12 protein-coding genes are annotated in these 15,660 nt (G+C 70.9%); 1 reads left to right on the forward strand and 11 read right to left on the reverse strand.

From position 1 onward, the window contains the following. Window positions 1-14 precede the first annotated feature (14 nt). The 11 genes from ACLVWQ_RS35180 to ACLVWQ_RS35230 form a co-directional block, all read right to left on the reverse strand. Window positions 15-1,034, reverse strand: coding sequence for an ADP-ribosylglycohydrolase family protein (locus ACLVWQ_RS35180; protein WP_414113302.1), 1,020 nt, complete (start codon window positions 1,032-1,034; stop codon window positions 15-17). Then, the gene (locus tag ACLVWQ_RS35185) at window positions 1,031-1,846 is read right to left on the reverse strand and encodes an NUDIX hydrolase (protein ID WP_414113303.1); all 816 of its coding nucleotides are present in this window, start codon (window positions 1,844-1,846) and stop codon (window positions 1,031-1,033) included. The genes ACLVWQ_RS35180 and ACLVWQ_RS35185 overlap by 4 nt, the downstream gene beginning before the upstream one ends. Window positions 1,847-2,101: 255 nt before the next feature. Next, entirely contained in the window at window positions 2,102-3,397 is a 1,296-nt protein-coding gene (locus ACLVWQ_RS35190) for a pseudouridine synthase (RefSeq protein WP_414113304.1), read from the reverse strand. Beyond that, a complete protein-coding gene (gene scpB, locus ACLVWQ_RS35195; RefSeq protein ID WP_414113305.1) occupies window positions 3,397-4,053 on the reverse strand; it encodes an SMC-Scp complex subunit ScpB in 657 nt (218 codons plus the stop codon). Before scpB ends, ACLVWQ_RS35190 begins: the two co-directional genes overlap by 1 nt. Continuing rightward, a complete protein-coding gene (locus ACLVWQ_RS35200; RefSeq protein WP_414113306.1) occupies window positions 4,050-5,084 on the reverse strand; it encodes a segregation and condensation protein A in 1,035 nt (344 codons plus the stop codon). Before ACLVWQ_RS35200 ends, scpB begins: the two co-directional genes overlap by 4 nt. A gap of 18 nt (window positions 5,085-5,102) precedes the next feature. Beyond that, window positions 5,103-5,684, reverse strand: a complete 582-nt coding sequence (locus tag ACLVWQ_RS35205) for a hypothetical protein (protein WP_414113307.1) — start codon at window positions 5,682-5,684, stop codon at window positions 5,103-5,105. Further along, window positions 5,669-6,796, reverse strand: a complete 1,128-nt coding sequence (locus ACLVWQ_RS35210) for a ParA family protein (RefSeq protein ID WP_414113308.1) — start codon at window positions 6,794-6,796, stop codon at window positions 5,669-5,671. The genes ACLVWQ_RS35205 and ACLVWQ_RS35210 overlap by 16 nt, the downstream gene beginning before the upstream one ends. 422 nt (window positions 6,797-7,218) lie before the next feature. Beyond that, a complete protein-coding gene (gene ald, locus ACLVWQ_RS35215; protein ID WP_414113350.1) occupies window positions 7,219-8,334 on the reverse strand; it encodes an alanine dehydrogenase in 1,116 nt (371 codons plus the stop codon). A gap of 168 nt (window positions 8,335-8,502) precedes the next feature. After that, entirely contained in the window at window positions 8,503-10,584 is a 2,082-nt protein-coding gene (locus ACLVWQ_RS35220; RefSeq protein WP_414113309.1) for a tetratricopeptide repeat protein, read from the reverse strand. A 192-nt stretch (window positions 10,585-10,776) separates the two neighbouring features. Continuing rightward, window positions 10,777-11,403: an NUDIX domain-containing protein gene (locus ACLVWQ_RS35225; RefSeq protein WP_414113310.1), complete on the reverse strand. Its 627-nt coding sequence runs from the start codon at window positions 11,401-11,403 to the stop codon at window positions 10,777-10,779. A 158-nt stretch (window positions 11,404-11,561) separates the two neighbouring features. Next, entirely contained in the window at window positions 11,562-13,247 is a 1,686-nt protein-coding gene (locus tag ACLVWQ_RS35230) for a CTP synthase (RefSeq protein ID WP_414113311.1), read from the reverse strand. Window positions 13,248-13,752: 505 nt separating this feature from the next. Between ACLVWQ_RS35230 and ACLVWQ_RS35235 the strand changes: the two genes are divergently transcribed. Beyond that, on the forward strand, window positions 13,753-15,555 hold the full coding sequence (locus tag ACLVWQ_RS35235; protein ID WP_414113351.1) for a glycoside hydrolase family 15 protein: 1,803 nt from the start codon (window positions 13,753-13,755) through the stop codon (window positions 15,553-15,555). Window positions 15,556-15,660: the final 105 nt, after the last annotated feature.

Consider the following 15,660-nt stretch of genomic DNA (forward strand, 5'->3'; position numbering starts at 1 on the left):
CCCGCCCCGTCCGGTCAGGCGTCCCAGAGCGCGCCCAGCGCCACCAGGTCGCCCTGGTGCTCGATCCGGTCGGCCCACTCCACGGGCCAGGCGTCGGCGCCCAGGTACGCCCCCGCGAAGGCGCCCGCCAGACACGCTATCGAGTCCGAGTCACCGGAGGTGCAGGCGGCCCGGCGCAGGGCCGTCACCGGCTCGTCCACGAAGAGCAGGAAGCACGACAGCCCGGTGGCCAGCGCCTCCTCGGCGATCCACCCGGCGCCGGTGGCGAGGCACGGGTCCGTCTCGGGCGACGGCGACCGCAGGGCCGACTGCAGCCGCTCCAGGGCCGCCAGGCACTCGTCCCAGCCCCGCGCCATGAAGTGCTCCGGCGTGGGGTCCTGGGCACGGGTCCACAGATCGCCGAGCCAGCGGTCGTGGTACCGCGTCCGGTTCTCGTACGCGTACGACCGCAGCAGTCCGACCAGTCCGGTCGGCTCGGCGCCCTGCGCGAGCAGCCGGACCGCGTGGGCGGTGAGGTCGGAGGCGGCCAGCGCCGTCGGGTGGCCATGGGTGAGAGCGGCCTGCAACTGGGCCGCGCCCGCCCGCTGTTCGTCGCTGAGTCCCGGGGCGAGACCGAGGGGCGCCACGCGCATGTTGGCGCCGCAGCCCTTGGAGTGGATCTGGCTGGCCTCCTGCCAGGGCAGGCCCTCGCTCTCCAGCCGCTCGCAGGCCGTGACGCAGGTGTTGCCCGGCGCGCGGTCGTTCTCCGGCGACCGGTTCCAGGCGATGAACTCCTCGCGGACCGGCTCTTCCAGCTCGCGCGGCCCGAGCGGCCCCCGGTCCATGGCGGTGCGCAGCCCCCGTGCCAGCGCCAGCGTCATCTGTGTGTCGTCGGTGATGTACGCGGGGTCCGGCAGGGCCAGTTCACGCCAGGGCCCGAAGGTGGCGAGGATCGACGGCACGTCCTTGAACTCGGTCGGGTAGCCGAGCGCGTCCCCGAGGGCGAGGCCGACCAGCGCGCCGGTGGCGGCCTGCTTCCTGACGGTGGTGGTCATGAGGATCGTCCTTCCGAAGACGAAGAAGGTGAAGACGAGGAGGGCGCCGAGGACGCGGCGGACGGCGCGGACGAGGTCGCGGGCCCGGACACGAGCCCGGACGCAGGCGCAGGCGCAGGCCGAAGCAGCGGCGGGTGCAGCGCCGTGGCCGCCCCCGCCCGGTACAGCGCGGCAGGCTTCCCCCGGCCCCCGGTCAGCCGTGCCGCACCCGGCACCGGCTCGACGAATCCGGGCGTGGCCAGGACCTTGCGCCGAAAGTTCGGCCGGTCGAGCACGGTCCCCCACACCGTCTCGTAGACCTGCTGGAGCTCCCCGAGCGTGAACTGGGGCGGGCAGAACGCCGTGGCGAGGCAGGTGTACTCGAACTTGGCGCCGACCCGGTCATGGGCGTCGGCGAGGATCCGGTCGTGGTCGAAGGCGAGCGGGCCGAGTCCGTCGTACGGCAGCCAGTGCGCACTCGCCGCGTCGCCACCGCCGTGCGGCTCGGGCGGGTCCGGCAGCAGCGCGGCGTACGCCACGGAGACCACCCGCATCCGGGGATCGCGGTCCGGCTCGCTGTACGTGCGCAGCTGCTCCAGGTGCAGCCCGGAGACGTCCGCGAGACCGGTCTCCTCGGCGAGTTCGCGCCGGGCCGCCGTCTCGGCCGACTCCGCCGGCAGCACGAACCCGCCGGGCAGCGCCCAGCGGCCCGCGTACGGCTCCTGTCCGCGCTCGACGAGCAGCGCCTGGAGCACGCCCGACCGGACCGTGAACACCGCGAGATCGACGGTGACGGCGAAGGGCTCGAAGGCGTGCTTGTCGTAGTCCTCCATGCCCCTCCTCAGTTCCTCGGACGGCCTCGACGGCCGGCCGGTGCCCCTTGCCGGGCGACGGCCGGGGACCGGGACCACCCCCGTGGGCCCTGCTCCGCCGGCCGCGCCCGGCAAGGGCGCTTCCTTAATGGTCAGGACGACTATAAATCCCGGACGGCGCGCCCACAAGCCCCGGACGCGCATCGGCCGGCCCCGGGAGATCCCGGGACCGGCCGATGACCGATGACGTACGTGGGGTGTCTGTACGTGAGGTGTCTAGAGGCCGACTTCCTGCATCAGCATCCCGACCTCGGTGTTCGACAGCCGGCGCAGCCAGCCCGACTTCTGGTCGCCCAGGGCGATCGGGCCGAAGGACACGCGCACCAGCTTGTCGACCGGGTAACCGGCCTCGGCGAGCATGCGCCGCACGATGTGCTTGCGGCCCTCGTGCAGCGTCACCTCGACCATGTAGTTCTTGCCGGTCTGCTCGACGACCCTGAAGTGGTCCGCCTTCGCGTACCCGTCCTCCAGCTGGATGCCGTCCTTGAGCTGCTTGCCCAGGTCGCGCGGGATCGGGCCCACGATGTGCGCGAGGTAGACCTTCTTCACGCCGTACTTGGGGTGGGTCAGGCGGTGCGCCAGCTCACCGTGGTTGGTGAGCAGGATGATGCCCTCGGTCTCGGTGTCGAGCCGTCCCACGTGGAAGAGCCGCGTCTCGCGGTTCGTCACGTAGTCGCCGAGGCACTGACGGCCCTCGTTGTCCTCCATGGTGGACACGACGCCTGCGGGCTTGTTGAGCACGAAGAACTGGTACGACTGCGTGGCCACCGTCAGCCCGTCGACCCTGATCTCGTCGTGCTCAGGGTCGACACGCATGCCCTGCTCGACGACGATCTCGCCGTTGACCTCGACACGGGACTGCTCGACCAGTTCCTCGCAGGCACGGCGCGAACCGTAGCCCGCGCGTGCGAGCACCTTCTGCAGGCGCTCGCCCTCCTGCTCGGCGCCCGGGAAGGTCTTGGGCGTCTTGACCTCGGGGCGGCCTGCGTACCGGTCCCTGTTGCGCTCCTCGGTGCGCGTCTCGTACTCACGGGAGCGCGCGTTCTCCGTGCGGCCGCCGCGCTGCTGGCTCTGCTTGGGGCCGCCCTTGGCACCGCCGCGGGCGGAGGGGCCGCGCCCGGACTTCGCACCCTCGTGGGTGGCGCCGGGGCCCACGTCGTAGCGCCGCTCCTCGGGGCGGGGCTTGCTCGGACGCTTCGGCCTGTCGTCGGGCCCCTGCGCGCCGTTCTGCTGGGAGCCGCTCCCCGCGGTCCCCCGGGAGTTGAATCCGCTGCCGGAGGTACGGGGGCCGGCGCTGCCGGACCCACGGGGTCCGCCGCCGCCCGAGCCACGGGAGCCACCGCCACCGCCGCCGGCGCCACGGGGGTTACCGCCGCCGCCTCCGGAGCCGCGGGGGTTGCCGCCGCCACCGCCGGACCCACGGGAACCACCGCTCCCGCCGGTCCCGCGGGGGTTGCCGCGCCCGCCGCTGTTCCTGCTGCCGCTGCCACTGCTACTGCTACTGCTTCGCATCAAAGTTCCGTCGTCGTCGTGTCGTCTGCATCTGCGTCCGGTGCATCCGGATCGAACGACGGGACCCCTTCCAGCGTCTCTGCTTCGATCGCGTCCGCCTCCGGAAGGAAGGGCGCGAGCTCCGGGAGCTCGTCCAGGCCACGCAGGCCCATTCGCTCCAGGAAGTAGTTCGTCGTCCTGTACAGGATCGCACCTGTTTCGGGTTCCGCGCCCGCCTCCTCGACCAGACCGCGCTGAAGGAGGGTGCGCATCACGCCGTCACAGTTCACTCCGCGGACCGCGGAGACCCTGGAACGGCTCACCGGCTGCCGGTACGCGACCACCGCCAGCGTCTCCAGCGCCGCCTGGGTGAGCCGGGCGTGCTGCCCGTCCAGGACGAAGCGCTCGACGGCCGCCGCGTACCGGGGCCGGCTGTAGAACCGCCAGCCACCGGCGATGAGCCGCAGCTCGAAGCCCCGCCCCTGGACGGTGTACTCGTCGGCCAGCGCGCGCAGCGCGTCCGCGACCTGCCGCCTGGGCCGCTCCAGGATCTTGGCGAGGTGCTCCTCGGTCGCGGGCTCGTCCACGACCATGAGGACGGCTTCCAGCGCGGGCCCGAGGTCCAGACCGGCGACCCCGCCCGGCCCCGCCGGGGCCTCCGTGGTGTCCTCGCTCACACCTTCTCCTCCCTGATCGGCTCCGGCGGCCTGTCGAACTCGTCCGTCACCGTCGGCTGCGTGTCCCCCTCCCCGCCCGTCCAGCGCACCACCAGGTCCCCCAGAGCCTCCTCCTGGTCCAGGGAGACGGCCTTCTCCCGGTAGAGCTCCAGAAGGGCCAGGAAACGCGCCACGACGGTGAGGGTGTCGCCGGCGTCCTCGACGAGATCGCGGAAACTGGCCTCGCCGGACTCCCGCAGCCGCGCCATCACGAGCGCGGCCTGCTCCTGCACGCTCACGAGCGGCGCGTGGATGTGGTCGACGTACACCTGGGGCTTCGGCTTGGGCTGCATCGCCTTCACGGCGAGCCTGGCGAAACCTTCCGCCCCGATGCTGATGACGACCTCGGGCAGCAGTTCGGCGTGGTGCGCCTCAAGGCCGACGGTACGGGGGTAGCGCCGCGCCTCCTCGTCGAGGCGGCGGTCGAGGATGTCGGCGATGTGTTTGTACGCGCGGTACTGCAGCAGGCGGGCGAAGAGCAGGTCGCGGGCTTCGAGGAGCGCCAGGTCGGCCTCGTCCTCGACCTCTGCGGAGGGCAGCAGCCGGGCGGCCTTCAGGTCGAGCAGGGTCGCCGCGACGACCAGGAACTCGGTCGTCTGGTCCAGGTCCCAGTCGGGCCCCATGGCCCGGATGTGCGCCATGAACTCGTCGGTGACCTTGGACAGCGCCACTTCGGTGACGTCCATCTTGTGCTTGGAGATCAGCTGGAGCAGCAGGTCGAAGGGGCCCTCGAAGTTGGCGAGCCGAACCGTGAAGACCCCGTCCCCGGGTTCGTCGGAACCCGGGTCCGCGCCGTCCACCGCGGCGGACTCCACCGCGGACGCGGGCTCCACCTCGGACGCGGCCTCCACCGCAGCGGGCTCCGCCTCGGGCCGCTCGGGCTCCACCGCGGTCGGTTCAACGGGGGGCCCGCCCCCAGGACCCCGCCCCAGCGCACGCCTCCGGCCCCCGGAACCGCCGGAGGCCGATGCAGGGGCGTCGTTCGAGGTCATAGCCGTCGCAGGCTACCCCTACCGCCCGCGCAACCGTCGGACGAGGATGCTCGCGTCGCCACGGGACTCCAGATCCGCGAGCACCACCGCGACGGCCTCCCGCACGATCCGTCCGCGGTCGACCGCGAGCCCGTGCTCCCCGCGGAGCACCAGCCGGGCGTGCTCCAGGTCCATGAGCTCCTCGGCGGACACGTACACCGTGATCTTCTCGTCGTGCCGCTCGCGACCGCTGGGCCGCCGCCCGGAGCCCCGCCCGCGCTTGCGGGACTGGGACTGCGGCTGCGCCTGGGCCCCGACGGAACCGTCCTGCGGACCCGGACGCCGGCCGGCACGGTCCGCCGTGCCGGTGCCACGGCTGCGGGACTCCCCGTCCGCGGAGTCGGCGCCGGCCGCGACATGTTCGTCGCCCTCGCCGTCACCGCCCTGCACGGGCACCGACTGCGGCGCGTTCTGCCCGGCCGCGGCGTCGCTCTCGCCCGCCGGGGCGGGCACCCGCGCCTCACCGTTGGCCTGACGCCTGGGGCTCGACGACTGAAGCGCCATCCCCCCGGTCGTACGGAACAGTTCGTCGGCCCCCGGCAGACTCACTCGGCGTGACACCGGGCGAGCACCTCCCTGGCGAGCTGACGGTAGGCGGCGGCGCCGACGGAGTTCGAGGCGTACGTCGTGATCGGCTCACCGGCGACCGTGGTCTCCGGGAAGCGCACGGTCCGGCCGATCACCGTGTGGTAGACGTGCTCGTCGAACGCCTCGACCACGCGTGCGAGCACCTCACGGCTGTGCACGGTCCGCGAGTCGTACATCGTGGCGAGGATGCCGTCGAGCTCCAGCTCGGGGTTGAGCCGCTCCTGGACCTTCTCGATGGTCTCGGTGAGCAGCGCCACCCCGCGCAGCGCGAAGAACTCGCACTCCAGTGGCACTATCACCTTGTGAGCGGCCGTCAGCGCGTTCACGGTCAGCAGGCCGAGCGAGGGCTGGCAGTCGATCACGATGTAGTCGTAGTCGGCCATCAGCGGCTTCAGGGCACGCTGCAGCGTGGACTCACGGGCGACCTCGCTCACCAACTGGACCTCGGCGGCGGACAGGTCGATGTTGCTGGGCAGCAGGTCCATGTTCGGAACCGCCGTCTTCAGGAGCACCTCGTCGGCCGCCATGCCCCGCTCCATGAGCAGGTTGTAGACCGTGAGGTCGAGCTCCATCGGGTTGACTCCGAGGCCCACGGACAGCGCGCCCTGGGGGTCGAAGTCGACGAGCAGGACCCGGCGTCCGTACTCCGCGAGTGCCGCGCCCAGGTTGATGGTCGACGTCGTCTTGCCCACGCCGCCCTTCTGGTTGCACATCGCGATGATCTTCGCGGGGCCGTGGTCGGTCAACGGGCCCGGGATCGGGAAGTACGGCAACGGGCGCCCGGTGGGGCCGATGCGCTCACGGCGCTGGCGCGCCGCGTCGGGCGCGAGCGTGGCCGCGTACTCCGGATCGGGCTCGTACTCGGCGTCGGGGTCGTAGAAGTGCCCCTCGGGCAGGTCGTCGTAGTCGGCGAAGTGGGTGCGGTTCTCGCCACTTCCGCTGCCGGCCATGGCGTTCACGTGATGGCCATCCATGCTCTGGTGTGCTGTCTGAGTCGTCTTGGGACTCTGGTGGGCTGCGAAGGTGCGCACAGCGACGGAGCCGACAGCCTCGAGCTCCGTGAGCCTTGAGCCCTGCGCAGGCATTCCTGGTTGACCACCCCCGGGAGTAAATGTCGACTCATTCACAAGTCGTCTTACCTCCTTGGTGACCAGGAAACTTCTCGATAGGTCAGCGTGGCACCATGCCGACGGTTGGCGACTCTATGGCGTGTCACCGCTTCGCAGCAACACAATCCGCCGGACCCGGCCCGATGTGTCGGCAACGGAACATCCCTCTGTCAAGGGCGTAAGGGCGTCGCACGGCAGGTTTCAGGGGTGTACGAAACGGTTCAACGGTTACGTTCGTGGCGAGTTGAACTAGTCTCGCAAAGTGACCCGACACACATTCGGCCGGCCCCCGTGTCACAAGGTCCGGCCGTGGGCGCCATGTTGACGACCTGTGTTGACCTGTCACCTTTTGTCAGTGGGGAAACAGCCCCACGGACCGGGACGGACCGGCTGAAAAATCAGCCGATCAGGGTCTCCAGTTCCGTGTGCTCCAGGCCGTGCGCCTCCGCGACCTCGCGGTAAACGACCTTGCCGTCATGGGTGTTGAGGCCCCTGGCGAGCGCGGGATCACGGCGCAGCGCCTCGACCCAGCCGCGGTTCGCGAGTTCCACGATGTACGGCAGCGTCGCGTTGGTGAGCGCGTACGTCGAGGTGTTGGGCACCGCGCCCGGCATGTTGGCCACGCAGTAGAAAACCGACTTGTGGACGGGGAAGGTCGGCTCCGCGTGCGTGGTCGGACGCGAGTCCTCGAAGCAACCGCCCTGGTCGATCGCGATGTCGACAAGGACACTTCCGGGCTTCATGCGCGACACGAGCTCGTTGGTGACCAGCTTCGGAGCCTTGGCGCCGGGGATGAGCACGGCGCCGATGACGAGGTCCGCCTCCAGGCACGCCCGCTCCAGTTCGAAGGCGTTCGAGACGACCGTCTGGATCTTCGTGCCGAAGATCCGGTCGGCCTCCTTGAGCTTGTTGATGTCGCGGTCGAGCAGGGTCACCTGGAAGCCCATGCCGACGGCGATCTGCGCGGCGTTCCACCCGGAGACCCCGCCGCCGACGACCACCGCGCGGGCGGCCGGCACGCCGGGCACACCGCCGGGCAGGACCCCTCGGCCGCCGCCCGCGCGCATCAGGTGGTAGGCGCCCACCTGCGGGGCGAGGCGGCCGGCGACCTCGGACATCGGGGCGAGCAGCGGCAGTGCCCGGCCGGGCAGCTCGACCGTTTCGTATGCGATCGCCGTGGTGCCGGACTCCAGGAGCGCGTCCGTGCACTCCTTGGAGGCGGCCAGGTGCAGGTAGGTGAAGAGCGTCTGGTCCTTGCGGAGCCGGTGGTACTCCTCGGCGACCGGCTCCTTGACCTTCAGCAGCAGGTCGGCGGTGTCCCAGACCTCGTCGGCGGTGGCGACGATCCGCGCGCCGGCGGCGACGAACTCGCCGTCGGTGATCGAGGAGCCGACACCGGCGTCCTGCTCGACGAGGACCTGATGGCCGTGGCGCACCAGCTCGTGCACACCGGCGGGGGTGATGGCCACCCGGAACTCGTTGTTCTTGACCTCGCGGGGGATGCCGACCTTCACGTCGATCACGGTCCTTGGCTCAGAAGGGTTCTGGGACAGACAGCCGCAGCACAAGGCAGGGCGATGCCTGACATACCCGGATGCACGGGAGCACACCGGGAGACACCACGAAAGACGCGGCGGAGCCAGTTTAATGAAGGGTTTCTCTCTGTCCAGCCTTCTAAAGCATCAACTTTCATCAGATACGCTACGGATTTCGTAGGTGTTGCGGTCTTGTTCCTTCGTTGCTGAGGTCTCCGGGAGCTCATCGGGGAGCATGCGTGCGGCCGTGGACCGGTGCAGGGCGGCGGCCGTGAGGTCGCCCAGCCGGTCGAGCGTGTCGGCCAGCCGCAGCTGCAGCGCGGCCTGCAGCCGGACGTCGTCGGCGCGGCGCGCCCACTCGACCGCCTCCTGGCAGGTGACGAGGGACTCCTCGGGCCGGCCCGCGTACTCCTGCACCCGCGCCATCTCGCTCAACGCCCTTGCCTGACCGGCCACGTCGCCGGTTCTGCGGTGGCCGGTGACGGCGGAGCGCCAGTTGCGCAGCGCCTCTCCGTAGCGGCCCGCGTAGGTGTGCACGGTCCCGATCCGGCCGTGCAGCCGGGCCGCGTCGGCACGCTCGTCGCGGGCGAGCCGCTGGGCGAGCGCCCTGCCGTACCAGTCGGCGGCCCTGTCCCAGTCGCCGAGCTCCTGGTGGGCGCCGCCCACGGATTCCATCGCGCGGCCGGTCGCGTACGGGTCGTTCGCCTCGCGTCCGGCGTCCAGCGCGGCCCGGTAGCGGGCCAGCGCGTCCTTCGTCCGGCCGGTCCTGGCGTCCAGGTCGGCGAGGTTCAGCAGGGCCGCGGCCTTCTCACGGGGCAGGTTCCGGCGCTCGGCGACGTCCAGGACGAGCTGGTGGATGCCGTACAGCTCGGGCGCGGCGGCCTGCGTCCCGACGTGCGCGACCATGGCCTTGACCAGCGCGGCCATCAGGCGGCGGGCCAGGGTGTCCAGTTCCCCGTCGGCGACCGCGAGCCGGGCGGCGGCCAGCAGCGCGGGCTGCCGGATGCGCAGCCAGTCGGCGGCGGCGCGGGGGTTGGGGAACCGCAGTGCGCGGGGCATCCCGGCGAGCTTCTCGCGGGCGGGCGAGCTGTCGGTCTCGGTGATCGCGCGGCAGGACACCAGGAGCCGGACGGTCCGCTCCAGCATCCGGGCGCGGGCCAGCTGGAGTTCGCCCGCGCGGTCCTCGGTCTCGGTGAGCGCGCGCAGCGACGGGAGCAGGACACCGGGGACCTCGTACTGCGGAAGCGGCGATTCCACCGCTCGTACGAGACCGAGTCCGATGAAGTCGTCCAGGGTGGTGCGGGCGGCGTCGACCGAGCAGCCGGCGAGCGCGGACGCGGTGTGCGGGTCCACGAGACCGGCGGGGGCGAGCGAGAGGAGGCGCAGTATCCGCGCGGCGGCCGACGGCAGGGCCGCGTACGTGAGCCGGAAGACCCGCTCCAGGACGGGGCCCTCCTCGCCGTCGGCGCGCAGTTGTTTGGCGAGGTCGGCGACGGCCGACTTGGGGTGGCGGGCCAGCCAGGACCCGGCGAGGACGAGTGCCGCGGGCTGGGCCGCGCAGAGTTCCACAAGCCCTTCGGCGGCGCGCGGGTCCACCGTGATGCGTACGGAACCGGTGTACCGGTCGAGGAGTTCGAGGGCGGACTTGGTGTCCATGCCGCCGAGCGTGCAGGGGCGGACGTCGGAGATCCCGGTCAGGGGCCCGCCGGAGACGGCGACGACGAGGCAGTCGGGGGTCTCGGGCAGGAGCGGGTCGACCTGTCCTGCGTCCGCCGCGTCGTCGAGCAGGAGCAGTGCGCGGCGGGTGGCGAGCGCCTCGCGCAGCCGCTCGGAGAGCTCGTCCTCGTCGGCTCCGGCCGGGGCCCCGAGACCGAGCGCGGTGAGCAGGTCGCGGGCGGTGCGTTCGGTCGGTACGCGTGTGCCGTCGGGTTCGGTGAGCCGGGCTCGCAGCACACCGTCGGGGTAACTGTCCGCTACCTGCCGTACGAGTTCCTCGGCGAGTGCGGTGCGGCCGGACCCGGGTCGGCCGGCGATGAGCAGCACGCGTGCGCGTGGCGCCTTCCGGCCGGCGAGGGTATCGAGACCGGCCCGCTCGATGTCGGCGCGCAGTTCCTTCAACTCGCGGGTACGGCCGAGGAACTGACTCTTCGTAGGAGCGGTCTCGGCAGCCGGGCGCTTGCCCTCCCGCGACGCTGTCGTGCCGTCGGCGTCCACCGCCTGATCCGTCACGGGCCACACTCCCGTCCCACTGCGCGTGCAAGCCCGCCGGGACTCCGGACGGGGCGTTTTCAGAGCCTAGTTCACGCTCTGCGACGATCCGTGCGGAGCGCGGCGGGCACATCCCCCGATCGGATCAGGCGATCGTCACATCGATGGGCCACCCGCGCGCACCGGGACGCGCCCGGTGCGCACCGGAGCGACTCATGCTTCGAACGGACGTGCGGGCCAGGGTGCGTCGGCGGGGCGCAGGGCGTCCAGACCGTCGCCCGCGCGGGCCGCGGTCAGCGCGAGGACGCCCACGACGAGGCAGTTGTTGTGCAGTTCGCCCGCCAGGACACCGCGTACGAGCTCGTCGACGGGGACCCGGGAGAGCTCCATGTCGGCCTCCTCGTCCTCGACCTCGAAGCGCTGCCCCTCGGCGTCGGAGAGGCCGCGCGCGAGGAAGACGCGGACGGCCTCGTCGCAGCCGCCGGGCGTGGTGAACACGTCGGTCAGCACACGCCAGTCCTCGGCCTTGACGTGCGCCTCCTCGTACAGCTCACGCTGCGCGGCGTGCAGGGGGTTCTCCCCCGGGACGTCGAGCAGCCCCGCCGGGATCTCCCAGAGCTTGTGGCGCACGGGGTGCCGGTACTGACGGATGACCAGGACGCGGCCGTCGTCGTCGAGGGCGAGGACGGCCACCGAACCGGGGTGCACCTGGTAGTCGCGGCGGGCGACCGATCCGTCGGGCATGACCACGTCGTCGGTACGCACGGAGGTCTTGTTGCCGACGAACGGGGTCACGGTCGCCCTGACCTCCCACTCCTCGGCGGTGTCCTTGATGGTCATGTCGACTTGCCCTCCCACACGCACGAACCCGTGCCACAAACAGAGACACCACAGAGATACCCGCCCGGCGGAAACACACCGGGCGAAAACCGGGGCACGCACCCCAAAAGGCACGTACCCCGGCAACCGTACAACCCTCGTACTACTTGGCGGTCCTGCTACTTGGCGGTCCTGCCGCCCGCTTCCTGCTGCCGGGCGACGGCCGCCTTGACCAGGCCCGCGAAGAGCGGGTGCGGCCGGGTCGGACGCGAACGCAGCTCGGGGTGCGCCTGGGTCGCGACCAGGTAGGGGTGGATGTCGCGCGGGTACTCCACGTACTCCACGAGCTTGCCGTCCGGGGAGGTGCCGGAGAACTGCAGTCCGGTCTTCTTCTCCAGCTCGGCGCGGTAGGAGTTGTTCACCTCGTAGCGGTGGCGGTGCCGCTCCTCGACGTACTCCTTGCCGTCGTAGACCTCACGCACGATGGAGTCCTCGGCGAGCTTGGCGGGGTACATGCCCAGGCGCATCGTGCCGCCCATGTCGCCGTCGCCCGCGACGATGTCCAGCTGCTCGGCCATGGTGGAGATGACCGGGTGCCCCGTGGCGGAGTCGAACTCGGTGGAGTTGGCGTCCTCGATGCCGGCGAGGTTGCGCGCGGCCTCGATCACGATGCACTGCAGGCCCAGACAGAGGCCGAGGAGCGGGATCCGGTGCTCCCGGGCGTACTGGATGGCGCCGACCTTGCCGGACACGCCGCGGTCGCCGAAGCCGCCGGGGATGCAGATCGCGTCCACGTCACCGAGCTGCTGGGCGGCGCCCGCGGGGGTCTTGCAGTCGTCCGAGGTGACCCACTTGATCTTCACCCGGGCCTTGTTGGCGAAGCCGCCCGCGCGCAGCGCCTCGGTGACCGAGAGGTAGGCGTCGGGCAGGTCGATGTACTTGCCGACGAGCGCGAGGTGGATCTCGTGCAGCGGGTTGTGGACGCGGTCGAGCAGGTCGTCCCAGGTCGTCCAGTCCACATCACGGAACGGCAGGTCCAGCTTGCGGACCACGTACGCGTCGAGGCCCTCGGTGTGCAGGACCTTGGGGATGTCGTAGATGGACTTGGCGTCGATCGCCGCGACCACGGCCGCCTCGTCGACGTCGCACATCAGCGAGATCTTCCGCTTGATCGCGGTGGGCACCTCGCGGTCGGCGCGCAGCACGATCGCGTCCGGCTGGATGCCGATGTTGCGCAGCGCCGCAACCGAGTGCTGGGTGGGCTTCGTCTTCAGCTCCCCGGAGGGGCCGATGTACGGGAGGAGCGAGATGTGCACGACGAACACGTTGTCGCGGCCGACCTCGTGACGGACCTGGCGGACGGTCTCCAGGAACGGCAGCGACTCGATGTCGCCGACCGTGCCGCCGACCTCCGTGATGACGACGTCGACGTCGTCGGTGGCCATCCGGCGGATACGGTGCTTGATCTCGTTCGTGATGTGCGGGATGACCTGCACGGTGTCACCGAGGTACTCACCGCGCCGCTCCTTGGCGATGACCGTGGAGTAGACCTGCCCGGTGGTGATGTTGGCGGAGCCGTCCAGGTCGACGTCGAGGAAACGCTCGTAGTGACCGATGTCCAGGTCCGTCTCGGCGCCGTCGTTGGTGACGAACACCTCACCGTGCTGGAACGGGTTCATCGTGCCGGGGTCGACGTTCAGGTACGGGTCGAGTTTCTGCATGGTGACCCGCAGACCCCGTGCCTTGAGCAGCGCGCCCAGGCTGGAGGCGGTCAGACCCTTGCCGAGGGAGGAGGCGACACCCCCGGTGACGAAGATGTGCTTGGTCGTCGTGGCTGTGCTGTTTCGGAAAGCAGCGGGCGGCATGGCCAAGAGGGGGCTCCCGTGGTCGCGGTATCGGTTGCGGTACGGCTGCCCGGCCCGGAGGTTTCCGGAGGTGCCGTCGCTGCGGTTCGGGGGTCCCTTTTCCTGCTGGGGCGTCCACCGGTCCACGGGCTACCAGGGTATCAGCGACGCGGCGAGGTCGCTTCCGGCCACGCTCCGCACACGGGCCGACACGCACCATGGTCGGGGTCACTCGTTCGGCCCAGTCGGGTTGTCGGGAGGGGCGCGCGGAACATCATCGTGCGTCGTATCCTGCTCGGACACTCGCTGCCGAGCCAGGCCGGCGTACGGCACCACCCCCGCCGGTATTCCTGGACCAAAGAGCTCGTCAGTTCGCCTCGCGAAGCCAATCACTGCAACTATCGACCACCATCGACCTGCGTGACACGCGACAACTGACGTTCCGCAACGACGCTTTACCAATGATCCTTTGACCGCAAGAGCACCGCCCCTCGGGGGCGACGTGGCCGTTCGACTGGAGTTGCACGTGGCCGGGCGCATCGAAGACTACGCACTTATCGGAGACATGCAGACGGCCGCGCTGGTCTGCAGGGACGGCACGGTGGACTGGCTGTGCCTCCCCCGCTTCGACTCCCACGCCGTCTTCGCCGGACTGCTCGGCACGGAGGAGCACGGGTTCTGGCGACTGGGCCCCGCGCATGCCGCCGACGCAGAACCGCCGAGAGCGGTCCGCCGTCATTACCGCGGCGACTCGCTGATCCTCGAATCGGAGTGGGACACCTCACGCGGCACGGTCCGCGTGACCGATTTCATGCCCCCTCGTGACGGCGCTCCGCAGCTGATCCGGATCGTCGAGGGCATCTCGGGACGCGTCCCGATGCGCTCCGCGCTGCGGATGCGGTTCTCGTACGGGCGAGTGGTGCCGTGGGTCCACAAGCACGAGGGACGCACGGTGGCCGTCGCAGGGCCCGACTCCGTGTGGTTCGACACGGACTGCGAGACCTACGGCAAGGCCCTGACGACGTACTCGGACTTCACGGTCGCGCCGGGTGAGCGGATCGCGTTCACCATCTCCTGGGAGCCCTCGCACAAGCAGCCGCCCGCGCTCCCGGAGCCGGAGCAGTCGCTGGAGGCCACCGAGGAGTTCTGGCACGACTGGGTCGCGCAGTGTACGTACCACGGTCCGTACCGCGAGGCCGTGGTCCGTTCGCTGATCACGCTGAAGGCGCTGACCTACGCGCCGACGGGCGGCATCGTCGCCGCCCCCACGACCTCCCTCCCGGAGGAGATCGGCGGGGTCCGCAACTGGGACTACCGCTACACGTGGCTGCGTGACGCGGCGATCACCCTGTCGTCGCTGCTGCGTACCGGCTACCGCGAGGAGGCGCGCGCCTGGCGCGAATGGCTGCTGCGCGCCGTCGCGGGCGACCCCGAGAACCTGCAGATCATGTACGGCATCGCGGGCGAGCGGGAACTGGGCGAGGCGGAGCTCGACTGGCTGCCGGGGTACGAGAACTCCGGCCCCGTACGCGTCGGCAACGGCGCGGCGCACCAGCTCCAGCTGGACGTGTACGGCGAGGTGACCGAGGCACTGCACCTGGCCCACATGACGGGCCTGGCCCGCAACGACTACGCCTCGCTCCTCCAGCTCAAGCTGATCCGCTACCTGGAGGACCACTGGGACGAGCCCGACGAGGGCATCTGGGAGGTGCGCGGGCCGCGCCGTCACTTCGTCCACTCGAAGGTGATGGCCTGGGTCGCGGTCGACCGCACGATCAAGCTCATCGAGTCCGGGGACGCGGACGGTCCGCTGGAGAAGTGGCGCGAGCTGCGCGACGACATCCACCGGGACGTGTGCGAGAAGGGCTACGACAAGGAGCGCAACACGTTCACGCAGTCGTACGGCTCCAAGGAGCTGGACGCCTCGCTGCTGCTGATCCCGCAGATGGGCTTCCTGCCTCCGGACGACAAGCGCGTGATCGGCACGATCGAGGCGATCCAGCGTGAGCTGTCCACCGCGGACGGCTTCATCCTGCGCTACCCCACCTCGGGCGACGACGCGGGCGTGGACGGCCTGGCGGGCGACGAGGGCGCGTTCCTGGCCTGCTCGTTCTGGATGGCGGACGACCTCGCGATGATCGGCCGGGTGGACGAGGCCCGCAAGCTCTTCGAGAAGCTGCTGGCCCTGCGCAACGACCTGGGTCTCCTCGCGGAGGAGTGGGACTCGCGTCTGCAGCGCCAGGTGGGCAACTTCCCGCAGGCGTTCAGCCACGTCCCCCTGATCGACACGGCACTGCGCCTGACGGCGTCGGGGGCATACGGCGGCTGACGGAAGCCGTACCGAAGGCAGGGGCGCGGTCCGGCGCCCCTGCCTTCGGAGCTTGCGGGCTTCAGGGCTTCAGGGGCGGACTCGTCCGCCTGACCGGTACGGGCG

This window comes from Streptomyces sp. CWNU-52B (assembly GCF_047444975.1).
Taxonomy (GTDB): Bacteria; Actinomycetota; Actinomycetes; order Streptomycetales; family Streptomycetaceae; genus Streptomyces.

Excerpts from the sequence above, each read along its gene's own strand:
- ACLVWQ_RS35180 (WP_414113302.1), bottom strand. The coding sequence starts at position 1,034 with ATGACCACCACCGTCAGGAAGCAGGCCGCCACCGGCGCGCTGGTCGGC.
- ACLVWQ_RS35185 (WP_414113303.1), bottom strand. The coding sequence starts at position 1,846 with ATGGAGGACTACGACAAGCACGCCTTCGAGCCCTTCGCCGTCACCGTC.
- ACLVWQ_RS35190 (WP_414113304.1), bottom strand. The coding sequence starts at position 3,397 with ATGCGAAGCAGTAGCAGTAGCAGTGGCAGCGGCAGCAGGAACAGCGGC.
- ACLVWQ_RS35200 (WP_414113306.1), bottom strand. The coding sequence starts at position 5,084 with ATGACCTCGAACGACGCCCCTGCATCGGCCTCCGGCGGTTCCGGGGGC.
- ACLVWQ_RS35210 (WP_414113308.1), bottom strand. The coding sequence starts at position 6,796 with ATGCCTGCGCAGGGCTCAAGGCTCACGGAGCTCGAGGCTGTCGGCTCC.
- ACLVWQ_RS35225 (WP_414113310.1), bottom strand. The coding sequence starts at position 11,403 with ATGACCATCAAGGACACCGCCGAGGAGTGGGAGGTCAGGGCGACCGTG.
- ACLVWQ_RS35230 (WP_414113311.1), bottom strand. The coding sequence starts at position 13,247 with ATGCCGCCCGCTGCTTTCCGAAACAGCACAGCCACGACGACCAAGCAC.